This is a genomic window from Actinoplanes oryzae, assembly GCF_030757795.1.
Lineage (GTDB): Bacteria > Actinomycetota > Actinomycetes > Mycobacteriales > Micromonosporaceae > Actinoplanes.
Map to the genome: position 1 here is coordinate 17,224 of NZ_JAUQWH010000099.1, position 15,154 is coordinate 32,377.

Sequence of the window (15,154 nt, forward strand, 5' to 3'; positions counted from 1 at the left end):
AATTCGCCCGGCCGGGTGAGATTCGCCGGAACCGGCCCGGGAACCCGGAAAGTGTGCACGGACATTGTTGCCGTTGAATGGAGTGCCGCGATGGAGTACCTCGCCGCGACGAGCCCGGGTGAGGTGACGGCCGCCCTCGCCGACGGAGACACCGCGGTGCTCGCCGGCGGTCAGAGCCTGGTCCTCGACGTGACCAACGGGGACCTGCGCCCGGGCCGGGTGGTGGACATCAACCCGGTCCGCGAGTTCGCGTTCCTCACCGAGACCGGGCGGGTGCTGCGGGTCGGCCCGCTGGTGCGGCACCGCACGTTTGAGACCGATGCCGTCGGCGGCGCCCTGGGCGCCATGCTGCGCACGATCGTGCGGCACATCGGACACCCGCCGATCCGGGCCCGCGGCACGATGCCGGGCAGCCTGTCCTACGCGCACCCGGCCGCGGAGTGGCCCGTTCTCGCCACGATCCTGGGCGCCGAGATCGACCTGGTGAGCCACCGCGAGCGCCGCACCGTGCCCGCGGAGCGGTTCTTCACCGGACCGTACGCGACCGTACGCCGGCCCGACGAGCTGCTGGCCGAGGTCCGCCTGCCGCTGCTGCCGGCCGGCACGGGCGCCGGGTTCGCGGAGCACCGGCCGGCGCGGGCGAAGTTCGCGGAGACCGCGGCCATGGCGGCGGTCACCGTGACCGGCGGGGTGATCAGTGCGGCGCTGGTCGGGCTGGTCAACGCCGGCCCCTGCCCGGTGCGGGCCCGCGCGGCGGAGAAGGCGCTGTGCGGCGCGCCGTTCGGCGACGCGGCGATCCGGGCCGCCGCCGAGGCGGCCGCGGAGGTCGACGCGAATCTGTCCGGCTACCCGGCGCCGGAACGGCGTGGCAAGCAGCAGGCCGTCCGGACGCTGACGCGCCGGGCGCTGACCCAGGCCCGGGAAGGACTGTGAGCGCACGGTGCGCGTGACCCTGATCGTCAACGGCGACCGCCGGGAGTTCGAGCCGGAGCCCGCCGAGCCGCTCGACCGGCTGCTGCGTGCGCGGTGCGGCCTGCCGGCCGTGCGCCACGGCTGCACGGACGGCACCTGCGGGCAGTGCGCGGTGCTGCTCGACGGCGAGGAGATCCGGTCCTGCACGGTCTTCGCGGTGCAGTGCGCGGGTGCCTCGCTCACCACGCCGGCGGGCTGATCGGCCCCGTCAGGCGGGTTCCTTCCGCAGCGCGGGGCCCAGGAGCAGTCCGCCGTCGATGACGTACTCGGCGCCGGTGATGAAGGCCGCCTGCGGCGAGGCGAGGAACAACAGCAGCGCGGTGACGTCGGCGGGCTGCCCGAGTCGCGGGACGGCAAACGGCTCGGGCGAGTAGAGGTCGCCGATCGGGGCGTCGCTGCCGGCCGCCGGCTCGGTGATGAACGGGGTCTCGACGACACCGGGGACGATCGCGTTGACGCGGATGTTGTCGCGGCCCAGCTCCAGGGCAGCGGTCCGGGTGAGCCCCCGGACCGCCCACTTGCCGGCGACATAGGGCGCGTAGAAGGCGGTCCCGCCGGCGCCCATGGTGGAGCCGATGTTGACGATCGCCCCTCCCCCCGCGCGCCGCAGCGCCGGGGCGGCCGCCTTGATGCCGAGGAAGGTGCCGGTGAGGTTGACGTCGAGGATGCGGTCCCAGGTCGCCCGGCCGGTGGCCTCGATGAGGGCCGGCGGGTTCTGCACCCCGGCGTTGTTGACCAGGATCGTGAGCGCACCGAAGGCCTGTTCGGTCGCCGCGACGGCGGCCGCCCACGACTCCTCCTGGGACACATCGAGCCGGACGGCGAGCGCACCCTCCCCCAGCTCGGCGGCGAGGCGGGCGCCGCGCTCGGCATCGATGCCGCCGATGACGACGTTGGCGCCCTCGGCATGCAGGGCGCGGACGTGGCTGGAGCCCTGGCCGCCGGCGCCGCCGGTCACGAGAACGGTCTGATCGGCGAAGCGGGACATCGGAACCTCCGGGCACGAACGAAAGAGGTGAGTCGAACGACTCACCATGCCGACGCTACCCCCTGCCCGGATGGTGAGTCAACCCACTCACCTCGCTATGCTGGGCCGCATGACCCCAGCGCCGTCGGCCTATCACCAGCGCGTGGCGGAGGAGAAGCGCGCCCTGATCGTGCGGGCCGCCACCGAGCTCTTCCTCGAGCTGGGCTACGACCGGGCGTCCCTGGCCCGCGTCGCCGACAGCGCCGGCGTGTCGAAGGCAACGCTGTTCAAGCAGTTCCCGACGAAGGCCGCCCTGTTCGACGCCATCGTCGTCAACTCGTGGGCCCGGGACGACCCCGCCGGCGTCCCGCCCACCGGCGACCTGACGGCCGGCCTGACGGTCCTCGGGCAGCACTACGCGACCCTGCTGAGCCGGCGGGAGATGACCGACCTGTTCCGCATCGTCATCGCCGAACTGCCGCGCTTCCCCGAACTCGCCAAGGCCCACTTCGCCCAGGGCAAAATGCCGTACTTCGAGTCCGTGCAGCGCTACCTCGCGGCCGAGCACGACGCGGGAGCCGCCCACATCCCCGACCCGGAGATGGCCGCCACCCAGTTCCTCGGCATGATCTCCAACCATCTCCTCTGGCCGGCCCTGGTCCTGCCGAACTGGACAGTGACCCCCGCCCGCACCACCGACGTCATCGAAGAAGCCGTCCAAACCATGGTGGCGCGCTACAGCACCGGACGGCCCGCTCGCCGCGCGACGGCCGATACATCGACGCGGAGCAGCGGGAGGCGGCAGTAGGGTCCATGCCATGATCGCTGACCGGGTGCCGTCTCCGTTGTTCGTCGCCGCCGACATCCACGGGCACCGCGACGAGTTCCGAGACGTGCTGCGCGACGCCGGACTCGTCGATGCCACCGGACGGTGGTCGGGGCGGGACGCCCGTTTGTGGCTGCTGGGTGACTACGTCGATCGGGGCCCCGACGGCATCGGCGTCATCGACGACGTCCGGCGACTGGCCGATCAGGCCGCCACGGCGGGCGGCGAGGTCGGGGCGCTGCTCGGCAACCACGAGGTGCAGCTGACGGCGGCGCACCTCTTCGCGACCGAGCCGGTGCCCGGCTGGGATCAGGCGGACGGTTTCCGCGGCGGCTGGGCGCGGTTCGGCGGCCGGGACACGGACCTGCGCCGGCTCACCGACGCCCACGTCTCATGGATCGCGTCGCTGCCGGCCATGGCGGTGGTCGACGATCACCTTCTGGTGCACTCGGACACCACCTCGTACCTCGAGTTCGGCGACACTGTCGCGATGGTCAACGCCGCCGTCGCCGCCGCGATGGCCGATCGCGACGTTGCCGGCTGGGCGGCGTTCTGCCGGCGGATGAGCGACCGCGGTGCGTTCCGCGACTGCGAGAGCGCCGGCCCGGACGATCCCGTCGCCATCATGCTGCGGACCTACGGCGCCACGCTCCTGGTGCACGGCCACAGCACCCTCACCAAGCACTTCGGCGTCGCGCCCGCTGACGTGCGCGCACCGCTGCGGTACGCCGCGGGCCGGGTCGTCGCCATCGACGGCGGCGTCTACGAGGGCGGCCGGATCCTGCTCACGCGACTGGGCTGAAAGGCGGCCCGACGACGGCGTGACGGCCGCCTGGCGGCACCTCGGGGGATGCCGGCAGGCGGCCGGTTGCGCCAGGGTCAGGCCGCGGCGGTGACGCCGGCGGAGATCGGCTCGAGGGCCGTCTCCAGGATCTCGCGGACGTCGGCGACGGTGTGGACGGTCAGGGCGGACAGGACGTCGGCGGGGACGTCGTCGAGGTCGGGGGCGTTGCGGTGGGGCAGGTAGACCTCGGTGAGGCCCGCGCGCTGGGCGGCGAGGAGCTTCTGCTTGACGCCGCCGATGGGGAGGACGCGGCCGGTGAGGGAGACCTCGCCGGTCATGCCGACCTCGGCGCGGACGTTGCGGCCCAGGAGCAGGGACACCAGGGCGGTCGTCATGGTGACGCCGGCCGAGGGGCCGTCCTTGGGGACCGCACCCGCCGGGACGTGCAGGTGGATCGGGTGGTCCAGCTGTTCCGGCGAGACGCCCAGCTCGTCGGCGTGGGCCCGGACGTAGGAGAGGGCGATCTGCGCCGACTCCTTCATCACGTCGCCCAGCTGGCCCGTGACCGACAGGCCGCCCTTGTCGCCGGGCAGCAGCGACGCCTCGATGTAGAGGACGTCGCCGCCCATGCCGGTCACCGCGAGGCCGGTGGCCACGCCGGGCACGGCCGTACGCTCGGCCGACTCGGGCTCGAAGCGCGGCCGCCCGATCAGGTCCTTCAGGTCCGCGGCCTCGACCGTGGCGGGCAGGTCCTTCAGGGCCACCTTGCGGAACGCCTTGGCGAGCAGCCGCTCGAAGGAGCGGACGCCGGCCTCCCGGGTGTAGTTCGCGGCGATCTCGCGCAGCGCGGCGTCGGTGACGGTCACTTCCTCGGGGGACAGGGCCGCCCGCTCCAGCTGCCGGGGCACCAGGAAGTCGCGGGCGATGGCGACCTTGTCGTTCTCGGTGTAGCCGTCGATCGAGATGAGCTCCATCCGGTCGAACAGCGCCTGCGGGATCGTCTCCAGCACGTTCGCCGTCGCGATGAACAGCACGTCGGAGAGGTCCAGGTCCAGGTCGAGGTAGTGGTCGCGGAACGTGTGGTTCTGCGCCGGGTCCAGCACCTCGAGCAGGGCCGCCGCCGGGTCGCCCCGGTAGTCGCTGCCGACCTTGTCGACCTCGTCGAGCAGCACGACCGGGTTCATCGAGCCGGCCTCGCGGATGGCGCGGACGATGCGTCCGGGCAGGGCGCCGACGTACGTCCGCCGGTGCCCGCGGATCTCCGCCTCGTCGCGGACGCCGCCCAGCGCCACCCGGACGAACTTGCGGCCCAGCGTGCGCGCCACGGACTCGCCGAGCGAGGTCTTGCCGACGCCGGGCGGCCCGGCGAGCAGGATCACCGCGCCGGAGCCGCGGCCGCCGACGCTGGCCAGGCCCTTGGACTCGCGGCGGACCCGGACGCCCAGGTACTCGACGATGCGGTCCTTGACCTCGTCGAGGCCGTGGTGGTCGGCGTCGAGGACCGCGCGGGCCGCCTCGAGGTCGGTGGTGTCCGTGGTGCGCTCGGACCACGGCAGGTCGAGGACCGTGTCGAGCCAGGTGCGGATCCAGCCGGCCTCCGGGTTCTGGTCGCCGGCCCGCTCCAGCTTGTCGGCCTCGCGCAGGGCCGCCTCGCGTACGGCATCGGGCAGCTCCGCCGCCTCGATGCGCGCGCGGTAGTCGTCCTTGCCCTCCGCGTCGCCCTCGCCGAGCTCCTTGCGGATCGCCTTGAGCTGCTCGCGCAGCAGGTACTCGCGGTTGCGCTTCTCGACCGACTCGCGGACGTCGGTCTCGATCTTGTCGCTGACCTCGGACTCGGCCAGGAAGTCGCGGGTCCACTCGATGAGCAGCCGCAGCCGGGCCTCGACGTCGGGCGTCTCCAGCAGCTCGCGCTTGCGGTCGCTGGACAGGTAGGGCGCCCAGCCGGCGGTGTCGGCCAGGTCGCCCGGGTCGTCGATGGCGCTGACCGAGTCGATGACCTGCCAGGCCTCGCGGCGCTGCAGCACGGAGACGACGAGCTGCTTGTATTCGGCGGCGAGCTCGCGGGTGTGCGCGGTCGGCACGCCGGCCGGGACGGGCTCGGCCTCGACCCACAGTGCCGCGCCGGGGCCGGTCACGCCGCTGCCGATGCGGGCGCGGCCGCCCGTACGCAACATGGCGGCGGGTGATCCGCCGCGCGACTTGCCGACCTGGCGCACGCTCGCCACCACGCCGTGCGAGGCGTAGCGGTCCTCGAGCCGCGGGGCGATGAGCAGCTCGGAGCCGGACGAGGTGCGGGCCGCGTCGACCGCCGCCTGGGCGGCCTCGTCGAGCTCGATCTGCACGACCATGCCCGGGAGCAGGACGATGTCGTCGAGGAACAGCACGGGAAGTTGCTTGCTGGCCACCGGCCACCTCCGAAAGTTGAGTACGTGCTGCTCAACTTCGCCGCCGGCGATCGTCTTCCGGCGTTCACTGCGAGCGAACATCGGCGGCGTACAGTGGCGTGAGTTCCTGCTCGATCTCGGGGAGCCTGCCCGTGCGACGTACCGCGGAGTTCGATGCCTTCGGGCCCTACATCTACGAGGTCCGCACCGTCGCGGACCTGCCGCGGCTCTACCGCGACGCCGGCATCGACCCCGCCGCGCACCGGCTCGTCCTCAAGGTGCCGCGCACCATCGAGCGGCGCAACGCCGACCCGGACATGCACCTCTACGACTTCCTGATCGCCGTGGACGACACGGCGGTCACGGTGCTGCGCCGCCGCGACGACTGGTACGACCGGGCGCACCTGCCCGGCGGCCAGCTCGTCGCGATCGAGGACAGCGTCGCCCTGCTCGACGGCCGGCTGACCCTGCGCACCGCCGCGGGGGCGGCGACCGTCGTCACGTACAACGCCGTCGATCCCGTCCCCATGCGGCGGATGGTCCGGCTGATCCGCGAGCTCTACCTGCCGCCGCGCGGCGGCAGCGCGCGGCCGCACCCGGTCCGGCGGGCGGTGCGGCTGGGACGCGAGGACGTGGGCCTGGTCACCGCGTACGAGCGGCTGCTGGACGACGAGCCGGGCCTGCGCCTGATCGGGGCGACCGGCCGCGAGGTGGTCGGCCGGTCGATGTCCGGGCTGCCCCTGCCCCGGCCCGTGACGCTGCACGCCGCCATCACCGTCGCCGGCGACCACGAGCTGCACCTGCTGCACCGCCGCGACCGGCTCACCCGCGGCAACGCCAAGGTGCACTCGATCGCGCGGACCGTCCTGCCCCGCGCCGGCATCACCGGGGTACGCACCCGCCCGCACGACGCCTATCCCGCGGTCACGATCGTCACCGTCGGCAGCGACGACGCCGCCCTGGACATTCCGATGCTCGCCGGCCCGGCCACAGAAGCCCTGCTCGCCGCCCTTTAAACCCGCCGAATCTCCTTTTCGCACTGTCCTCACCCGACCATTCATGCGATCGGGTGATCGCCGTTGTGGCAGGTGAGCGCCGTCGGCGAAATATTTCCGGGAGTTGTTTACGGCGGAGAACGCCGGGCACCGATATCGACGTCAAGGCAGCAAGAACCGCCATTCCTCAATGGGATGGAATCCCCCCGGAAGGAATTGCCGTGATCACGCAGAACGATCTCGCCCGCCTCAACGACGCCGTCGTCTACGACGCCGACGGCGACAAGATCGGCTCGGTCGGCCAGGTCTATCTGGACTCCGACACCGGCGCCCCGGAATGGGTGGCCGTGCGCACCGGGCTCTTCGGCACCAAGGAGACCTTCGTGCCGCTGCAGCGGGCCAGCGTCGACGGCGACCGCATCACCGTGCCCTTCGACAAGGCCACGGTGAAGGACGCCCCGCGCATCGACCCGGACGGCGAGCTGAGCCACACCGAGGAGAACGAGCTCTACACGTACTACGGCGTGCAGTCCACCGGCACGGAGTCCCGCGACAGCACCCGGTCCACCGGCACGATGACCGGCGACGCCGCGGGCTACGAGCGCGGCGGCGACACCCGGCAGACCGGCGACGGCGACGCGATGACCCGCTCGGAGGAGCGAGTGGTCGCCGGCACCCGCACCGAGCAGGCCGGCAAGGCACGCCTGCGCAAGCACGTGGTCACCGAGAAGGAGCACGTCACGGTGCCGGTGGAACACGAGGAGGTACGCCTGGAGCGCGAGCCGATCACCGACGCCAACCGCGGCGACGCGTACGCCGGGCCGGACATCACCGAGGCGGAGCACGAGGTCACGCTGCGCGCCGAGCGCCCGGTCGTGGACACCGAGGCGGTCCCGGTCGAGCGGGTGCGGCTGGGCAAGGAGACCGTCCGCGACGAGGAGACCGTCGCCGGCGAGGTGCGCAAGGAGCGGATCGACTTCGACGGCCCGCGCTGAGCCTTCCCGTACGGTGCCGCACGCCCCGCGGCACCGTACGGCTCCCCCTTTCCCCCACGACCGGCGGAGGCGACATGATTCCCGAACAGCCGCAGGCGGACGGCACCGACGACGCCATGACCCGCTCCGAGCAGCGCCTGGTCGCCGGCACGGAGGTCTACGAGACCGGCCGCGCCCGCCTGCGCAAGTACGTGGTGACCGAGGACGTGCAGATCACCGTCCAGGTGCGCCGCGAGGAGCTGCGGCTGGAGCGCGCACCGGCCGGCGGGAGCGCGCCCGTCGCCGACCCGGACGTCTTCGGCACGCTCGAGGAGTTCGGCGGCCCCGACGGCGGCGTCGTCTTCGAGATCACGCTGCACGAGGAGCGCCCGGTCGTGACCACCGAGGTCGTGCCGGTGGAGCGGGTGCGCCTCAGCAAGCTGGTGCAGTCGGAGAACCACATCGTCACCGGCGAGGTGCTCAAGGAGCGCATCGAGGCGGACCTGCCCGGCCGCCCGCCGACGACCTTCGGATAGCCCGCGTCCTCGATCCGACATCGCCCGGCCCTTCTGGCCGCCGCTCCCCGGCGCGATGCTGGCAGGGTCGACGTGGACGACCCGAGGGGAGAGCGCCGTGGTGATGCCGGGCTTCGCCGCGGAATGCCGCACCCGCTGCACCGTCCCGGAGTGCGTGCCCGCCACGACGTGCCGGCCCGACCCGGCCGCACCCGGCACCGACTGCCAGATCTGCCATCGCGACCACTGCGACGGCACGGCGTCGGTCTGGCACACCTGCTGACGGTCCGGGGCGGCGGACCATGGACCCACTCGAACTCGTCCGGCTGCCGGGGCTGATGGCGCTGACCGAGGGCCGGCCGGAGGTCGTCGTCGGGCTCGTCGACGGCCCCGTCGAGGTGGACCATCCCGGGCTCGTCGCCGACCGGCTGCGCGTGCTCGGGCCCCCGTCCCACGGACCGACCCCGCCCGCGGAGGACAACGCAGCGGCCGGCGCCGCGGGCCTGCGACACGGCACGTTCGTCGCCGGCGTCCTGGCGGCCCGGCGCGGCTCCGGCGCGCCGGGCATCGCGCCCGGGTGCAGCCTGCTGATCCGCCCGATCCTGACCGGCGGCCCGGGGCACTCCGCGCCGGGCGCCTCGGCGGGGCAGCTGGCGACGGCCATCGTGGACCTCGTCGTGGCCGGCTGCCGCGTCCTCAACGTCAGCGCGGCTTTCCCCGGGCCGTCGATCGGGGCCGGCGTTCAGGTGCGGCAGGCCCTCGACTTCAGCATGCGGCGGGGAGCGCTGGTCGTCGCCGCCGCGGGAAATCACGGATCGGTGACCGCTTCGGTGCTGACCCGGCATCCCTGGGTCGTGCCCGTGGCCGGCTACTCGCTGTCCGGCGCCGTGGCGGGAACCTCCGATCTGGGCCGCCCGGTCGGCGCGATGGGCGTCGGCGCGCCCGGCGAGGGTGTCGTCAGCCTCCTGCCCGGGGGCGGCACGGGACCGGGCGGCGGCACCAGCGTGGCGGCGCCCTTCGTCGCCGGCACGGCCGCGTTGCTGTGGTCGCTGCATCCCACCGCGCCCGCCGGGGCGATCAAGGACGCCCTGCGGAGCTCCGCCGCGACCAGCCGGCGCGGGCTCGCCCCTCCCCTGCTGGATGCCGCAGCCGCTTGGGCGCGCTTGGGCGCCTACCGCAGAAAGGAACCTCACCATGGCACCTGAGGACCGGGCCGCACCGCGCGCTGCCCACCGCGTCCGCCTGCCCGGGTTCGTCGCCGACACCGAGGTCGGCCTGGGCGACGTCATCAAGCGCACCACCACGTTCGCCGGGATCCGGCCGTGCGGCCCGTGCAGTGAGCGCGCGGCCGCCCTCAACCGCTGGCTGGTCTTCACCGGACGCCGCTGATCCCGGCCCGACCACGACGGAGCGTGACATGGAGGAGACCACGACGCCCGCCACCGGTGCGGGGCCCGGCACCACCCCGTTCGTCTGGGCGATCGGCCGGATAGAGCCCCGGCTGCCCAGCCTGGCGGTGGAGAAGGAGCTGGCCCAGGTGACCGGGCGCGCAGACCTGGCCGGCCACACCGACCGGGAGGCCCTGCACGAGGTGCTGAGCAGCCGCGCCAACCGCTACCTGGCCCGGCAGCTGTGCTGGGTCCTGCTCATCGAGGGGCTGGAGACCTACCTGCTCGCCCCGCGCGACCCGGTCGACCTCGACCTGCTCGTCGAGTCGTTGCGGCCCCGCCCGGCGCCGACCGACCTGGACGTCGTCATCGGCATCCGGGGGCCGCTCGCCCCGCCGGAGACCTGCAACGGCCTGGTCGTGCCGGTCGTGATCGTCGACCAGGTCTACAGCTTCGGCCGCGACGACCTGCTCGCCGCCGTCCCGCGGCCCGACGACGTCGCCGAGTCCGGCGACGAGAGCTTCCGGGCGACCGCCGCCGAGGTCTTCGACCTGATGCTGCAGACCGCCGACAACGCCGGGGCCACCGACGAGCACCGGGCGCTGAACTACCTCGCGGTCCGCTACCCCGAGGTGTACGCGCGTACCGCGGCCGCGCACGCCGGCAACGCCGCGCTGGCCGGCGTCGAAGTCCGGCACTCCCCGCTGAGCGGCGTCCGCACGATCGTCGACGTCGTCCTCGGCTACCGGCACCGGCGGACCGACGTCGTCGAGCGCTACTTCTGCCGGGTGGACGTGACGGAGGAGTTTCCCTTCCTGGTCAGCAAGCTGGTCCCGTACGTCGAGAGGTGAGGATGCGCCATGGGTACGCCCGGTTTCGTGGCTGAACGCTCGCTCTACCGCGGGCACAGGACCTATCGCGGGGTCCACGGTGATCCGCCGGCCGAGGGCGTCCGGGCGGCGCAGACCTGCGCCCCGGGCGCGCCCTGCCTGTCGACGCGGACGGGGGAGTTCTGCGCGTGCCCGCCCGGCCAGACCTGCCGCAATCAGTGCTCGACGGTCCGGACGTGCGAGATCAACTGGCTCCTGTGCCTGACGCTGCCCTTCGGGATCGGCTGCATCCCGCAGTGCCGCGACGAGACACTGTGCGCCACGGAGTCGTTCTGCCAACCCGCCTGAGCCCGCCACCCTCCACCTTGACGACATCGAGGTACGCCTATACGTTACGGAAGTTCGGCCAGATGTTTCCGAAACTTCCGGAACGCCGAGGTGTCGCCGATGAGGTCGCTTCTCGCCCTGATCCTGTTCGCTCCCCTGGTCGCCGCCCCCGCTGCGCACGCATCACCGCCGCCGGCCGGGCCGTCGCCGGAAACCGGCTACGTCGCCTTCCACGACGGGCCGGGGCGCTTCCCCGTCGTGGCGCGGAAGCGGGCGGCGCCCGTGGTGGTCAGCACCGCCGACCACGCCGGCGTCATCCGGGTCGCCGACGACCTGCAGAGCGACATCCACAAGGTCACCGGCGTCCGGCCGGCCGTCGCACACGACCGCGTCCCCACCGGCACCGAGCCGGTCATCATCGGCACGCTCGGCAAGAGCCCGCTCATCGACCGGATCGTCGCCCGCGGCCGCCTCGACGTGCGCGGCCTGCGCGGGCAGTGGGAGACCACCGTCGAGCAGGTGGTGACCGACCCGCTGCCCGGGGTCCGGCGGGCCTTCGTCATCGCGGGCAGCGACCAGCGCGGCACGATCTACGGCGCCTACGACCTGTCCCGGGCGATCGGGATCTCGCCCTGGTACTTCTGGGACGACGTGCCCGCCGCCCGCCACGACGCCATCCACGTGCTGCCGGGCCGGCACACCCAGGGCACCCCGGCCGTACGCTACCGGGGCTTCTTCATCAACGACGAGAACCCGGCCACCGGCACCTGGGCGCCCGGCTACTTCGGACCCGGCAAGGCACCCGGGCATCCCGGCGGGCTCAACGCCGCCTACTACGCCAAGGTGTTCGAGACGATGCTGCGGCTCAAGGCGAACTATCTGTGGCCGGCGGTGTGGGGCCGGGCGTTCGCCGAGGACGACCCGCTCAACCACGCCACGGCCACCCTCTACGGCGTCGTCATGGGCACCTCGCACGAGGCGCCGATGATGCGCGGCATCGAGGAGTGGAACAGGCATCCCGCCGGCACCGGCGAGTGGAGCTTCCTCCGCAACCGCGCCGCGATCGAGGCGTACTGGCGTGACGGCGCGCAGCGGATGGCCGCGCAGGACATCGAGGGCGTCATCACGCTCGGCATGCGCGGCAACGGCGACACCAGCCTGCCCGACGGCGACGGCATCGAGCTGATGCGCGACATCATCGACACCCAGCGGGCGATCCTGCGCGACACCGGGCTCATCGGCCGGCCCCAGGTGCAGACCCTCTACAAGGAGGTGCAGCGCTACTGGGACGAGGGCTACCGGCCGCCGGACGACGTCACCGTGGTCTTCTGCGACGACAACTGGGGCAACCTGCGCAAGCTCCCGGCAGGCGAGCAGCGCAGCGGCGGCTACGGCATGTACTACCACTTCGACTACGTCGGGGTGGGACGCAACTACAAGTGGGCCGACACGGTCAATCTCACCAGCACGTGGGAGCAACTGCGGCTGGCGTACGCCAAAGGGGTCGACCGCCTCTGGATGGTCAACGTCGGCGACCTGAAGAACGAGGAAGTGCCCACGCAGTTCTTCCTCGACTACGCGTGGAACCCGCGCCTGACGCCCGGCCCGTGGCTGCGTACCTTCACCGCGCAGAACTTCGGTCCCCGCCTCGCCCCGGCCGTCGCCGAGCTGCTGCACGACTACGCGACGCTGCAGTCGCGCCGCAAGCCCGAGCTGCTCAACCGGCGGATCACCGGGCAGGGCACCGAGGTGGTCTACGACGACCGCGAGACCCCGTTCAGCCTGACCGCCTACCGCGAGCTGGACCGCGTCACCGCGCAGTGGCAGGCCCTCGCCGCCCGCGCCGAACGACTCCGCGGCCTCGTGCCCGCCGCCTGGCAGGACGCCTTCTACCATCTGGCCTACTACCAGATCAAAGACACCGCCATCGTGTACGCGCTGCGGCAGGCCCAGTTCACCAACATCGCCTACGCCCGGCAGGGCCGCGCCGCCACCAACGCCCTCGCCGACCGGGCCGAGGCGCTCTTCGCCCAGGACCAGGCCATGAGCGACTACTACAACACCACCCTCGCCGGCGGCAAGTGGCAGGGCTGGCAGACCCAGCCCAAGATCGGCTACGGCGACGTCGAGCGCTACGGGCCCAACGCGCCCTGGCAGCAGCCGGAGCTCAACAACGTCGCCCTGCCCGACGCCATCTACCCGCACCTGCAGCGGATCGACGTGCCCGCGCCCGCCGCCCTCGGCGTGGCCCTCGACGGCGGCGACCCGGTGACCCTCCCCGAGTTCAGCCCGTGGCAGGCCCAGCCGCGGCAGTACATCGAGGTCTACAACAAGGGCAGGACACCTTTCCGGTACGCCATCACGCCCGCCCAGCCCTGGGTCCACGTCACCCCGGCGTCCGGCCGCGTCACCGACCAGGTCCGCGCGACGGTGACCGTCGACTGGCGGCGCGCCCCGGCAGGCGTCACCTCGGTGCCGATCACGGTCAGCGGCGCCGGGACGACGTACGACATCGTGGCGCCCGTGCGGAAGCCGACCGTTCCCGCGGCCGGTTTCCTGGAGGCCAACGGGTACGTCGCCATGGAGGCCGACCACTACACCCGCAAGACCGGCGACTGGGAGCTGCTGCCGGACATCGGCCGCACGGGCAACGGGCTCACCGCGCACAGCACACAAGCGACGCTGCAGTACGACATGACATTGACCACCACCGGACCGGTACGCGTCACGGCGTACCTGTCCCCGCGCAACAACGTCCTGCCGACCCCGGGCCTGCGCTACGCCGTCTCGCTCGACGGCGCCGCCCCGCAGGTCGTCGACGTCATCGGCGCCACCGGCTCGGACGACACCACGATGAACATGCAGTGGGCCCGCAACACCTCGGACAACATCAACAAGACGACCACCGTGCACACCGTCACCCGCCCGGGCCGGCACACGCTGACCTTCCACACGGTCGACCCGACCGTCATCGTGCAACGCCTGGTCGTCGAGACGGCCCCGCTGCCGTACAGCTATCTCGGCCCGCCTTCGAGCAGGCGCGCCTGATGCGGCGGCGCAGCGTCCTGGGGCTCAGCGGCGCGGCGCTCCTGCCGCTCCCCCGGCCCTCGCGCCGGCAGCGCTGGGTGCACACGTGGGTGGCCATGCCGCAGCTGACCGAGCCGGGCAACCTGCCGCCCGCGCCCTTCACCGGCCCGGACTCGGTGCTGGCCGGCACCACGATCCGGCAGACCGTGCACACCTCGATCGGCGGGACCCGGCTGCGCGTACGCTTCTCCAACGCCTTCGGCGGCGCCGAGCTGCCGATCACCGCCGCCGCCGTGGCCCTGCCCCTGGCCGGCCAGGCCGGGGTCCCGGCCGTCAGTCCCGGCACCAGCCGCCCGCTCACCTTCGGCGGCCACCCGTCCACCGTGGTGCCGGTCGGCGCCCAGGTGGTGTCCGACCCGGTCGACCTGCGCGTGGCCGCGCGCGCCAACCTCACCGTCACCACCTACCTGGCCACCGGGCAGCAGACGCTGAGCATCACGTCCCACCCCGGCTCGCGGACCACCAGCCACCTGCTCGCCGGCGACCACCACCGCGACCCCGACCTGCCCGGCGCGACCCCGGTCGACCACTGGTACCTGCTCAGCGGCGTCGAGGTGCGCAGCGACGCCCCCGCCCTGGCGATCGTCGGCGACTCCCTGACCGACGGCCGCGGCTCCACCACCAACGGCAACGACCGCTGGCCCGACCAGCTCCAGCCCCGGCTGCCCGGCGTGGCGGTGCTCAACCAGGCGGCCGGCGGCAACCGGGTCCTCCACGACGGCCTCGGCCCGAGCCTGCTCGCCCGCCTCGACCGCGACGTGCTGGCCCTCGGCGCGGTCAGCCGGCTGCTGCTCTTCGAGGGCGTCAACGACATCGGCACCGCGCCGGCCACCGACGCGGGCCAGCGCCAGGTGGTGGCCGACCTGATCGCGGCGTACGGCCAGGTGATCCTGCGCGCGGAGGCCCGCGACATCGCCACGTGCGGCGCGACCATCACCCCGTTCGGCGGCAACGCGAGCTACGACGACCCCGCCGGCCTGCGCGAACGCTCCCGCCAGGCGGTCAACCACTGGATCCGCCACGGCGGCGCCTTCGCCACGGTCACCGACTTCGACGCCGCCCACGCGCGCCCCGGGCGGGACGCAGCCACTTCTCCGCCTCGTTC

16 protein-coding genes are annotated in these 15,154 nt (G+C 73.1%); 14 read left to right on the forward strand and 2 right to left on the reverse strand.

Annotated features, from left to right (window positions below; genetic code table 11):
* The first annotated feature begins 90 nt into the window (after nucleotides 1-90).
* Both RBH18_RS27565 and RBH18_RS27570 read left to right on the forward strand, forming a co-directional pair.
* Nucleotides 91-933: an FAD binding domain-containing protein gene (locus tag RBH18_RS27565; protein WP_306212848.1), complete on the forward strand. Its 843-nt coding sequence runs from the start codon at nucleotides 91-93 to the stop codon at nucleotides 931-933.
* 7 nt (nucleotides 934-940) lie between these two features.
* Nucleotides 941-1,171, forward strand: coding sequence for a 2Fe-2S iron-sulfur cluster-binding protein (locus RBH18_RS27570; protein WP_306212850.1), 231 nt, complete (start codon nucleotides 941-943; stop codon nucleotides 1,169-1,171).
* Nucleotides 1,172-1,180: 9 nt separating this feature from the next.
* On the opposite strand, the gene RBH18_RS27575 is transcribed toward RBH18_RS27570, so the two are convergent.
* Nucleotides 1,181-1,960 (reverse strand): SDR family NAD(P)-dependent oxidoreductase, encoded by a 780-nt coding sequence (locus RBH18_RS27575; protein WP_306212852.1) that lies wholly within the window; start codon nucleotides 1,958-1,960, stop codon nucleotides 1,181-1,183.
* A gap of 109 nt (nucleotides 1,961-2,069) precedes the next feature.
* Between RBH18_RS27575 and RBH18_RS27580 the strand changes: the two genes are divergently transcribed.
* Nucleotides 2,070-2,747, forward strand: a complete 678-nt coding sequence (locus tag RBH18_RS27580) for a TetR/AcrR family transcriptional regulator (protein WP_306212854.1) — start codon at nucleotides 2,070-2,072, stop codon at nucleotides 2,745-2,747.
* A 10-nt stretch (nucleotides 2,748-2,757) separates the two neighbouring features.
* A complete protein-coding gene (locus tag RBH18_RS27585; RefSeq protein ID WP_306212856.1) occupies nucleotides 2,758-3,567 on the forward strand; it encodes a metallophosphoesterase in 810 nt (269 codons plus the stop codon).
* Between the two features lie 77 nt (nucleotides 3,568-3,644).
* Here the strand turns inward: RBH18_RS27585 and lon are convergent, their stop codons facing one another.
* Nucleotides 3,645-6,035 (reverse strand): endopeptidase La, encoded by a 2,391-nt coding sequence (lon, locus tag RBH18_RS27590; RefSeq protein WP_372338992.1) that lies wholly within the window; start codon nucleotides 6,033-6,035, stop codon nucleotides 3,645-3,647.
* A gap of 50 nt (nucleotides 6,036-6,085) precedes the next feature.
* On the opposite strand from lon, the gene RBH18_RS27595 reads away from it, so the two are divergent.
* The 10 genes from RBH18_RS27595 to RBH18_RS27640 all read left to right on the forward strand — a co-directional run.
* The gene (locus tag RBH18_RS27595) at nucleotides 6,086-6,949 is read left to right on the forward strand and encodes a hypothetical protein (protein WP_306212860.1); all 864 of its coding nucleotides are present in this window, start codon (nucleotides 6,086-6,088) and stop codon (nucleotides 6,947-6,949) included.
* Nucleotides 6,950-7,149: 200 nt separating this feature from the next.
* Complete coding sequence (locus RBH18_RS27600) at nucleotides 7,150-7,923, forward strand: PRC and DUF2382 domain-containing protein (RefSeq protein WP_306212862.1); 774 nt, start codon at nucleotides 7,150-7,152, stop codon at nucleotides 7,921-7,923.
* A 74-nt stretch (nucleotides 7,924-7,997) separates the two neighbouring features.
* Nucleotides 7,998-8,438 (forward strand): YsnF/AvaK domain-containing protein, encoded by a 441-nt coding sequence (locus RBH18_RS27605; RefSeq protein WP_306212864.1) that lies wholly within the window; start codon nucleotides 7,998-8,000, stop codon nucleotides 8,436-8,438.
* Nucleotides 8,439-8,535: 97 nt separating this feature from the next.
* Complete coding sequence (locus RBH18_RS27610; protein WP_306212866.1) at nucleotides 8,536-8,700, forward strand: hypothetical protein; 165 nt, start codon at nucleotides 8,536-8,538, stop codon at nucleotides 8,698-8,700.
* 19 nt (nucleotides 8,701-8,719) lie between these two features.
* Nucleotides 8,720-9,622 (forward strand): S8 family serine peptidase, encoded by a 903-nt coding sequence (locus tag RBH18_RS27615; protein WP_306212868.1) that lies wholly within the window; start codon nucleotides 8,720-8,722, stop codon nucleotides 9,620-9,622.
* Nucleotides 9,612-9,806: a hypothetical protein gene (locus RBH18_RS27620; protein WP_306212870.1), complete on the forward strand. Its 195-nt coding sequence runs from the start codon at nucleotides 9,612-9,614 to the stop codon at nucleotides 9,804-9,806. Before RBH18_RS27615 ends, RBH18_RS27620 begins: the two co-directional genes overlap by 11 nt.
* Nucleotides 9,807-9,834: 28 nt before the next feature.
* Nucleotides 9,835-10,656: a cyanobactin maturation protease PatG family protein gene (locus RBH18_RS27625; RefSeq protein WP_306212873.1), complete on the forward strand. Its 822-nt coding sequence runs from the start codon at nucleotides 9,835-9,837 to the stop codon at nucleotides 10,654-10,656.
* A gap of 27 nt (nucleotides 10,657-10,683) precedes the next feature.
* Nucleotides 10,684-10,983, forward strand: a complete 300-nt coding sequence (locus RBH18_RS27630; RefSeq protein WP_306212875.1) for a hypothetical protein — start codon at nucleotides 10,684-10,686, stop codon at nucleotides 10,981-10,983.
* A 99-nt stretch (nucleotides 10,984-11,082) separates the two neighbouring features.
* Nucleotides 11,083-14,010, forward strand: coding sequence for a glycosyl hydrolase 115 family protein (locus tag RBH18_RS27635; RefSeq protein WP_306212877.1), 2,928 nt, complete (start codon nucleotides 11,083-11,085; stop codon nucleotides 14,008-14,010).
* The coding region (locus RBH18_RS27640) for a GDSL-type esterase/lipase family protein (RefSeq protein WP_306212879.1) at nucleotides 14,010-15,154 on the forward strand (1,145 nt) is incomplete at its 3' end. The genes RBH18_RS27635 and RBH18_RS27640, both read left to right, overlap by 1 nt.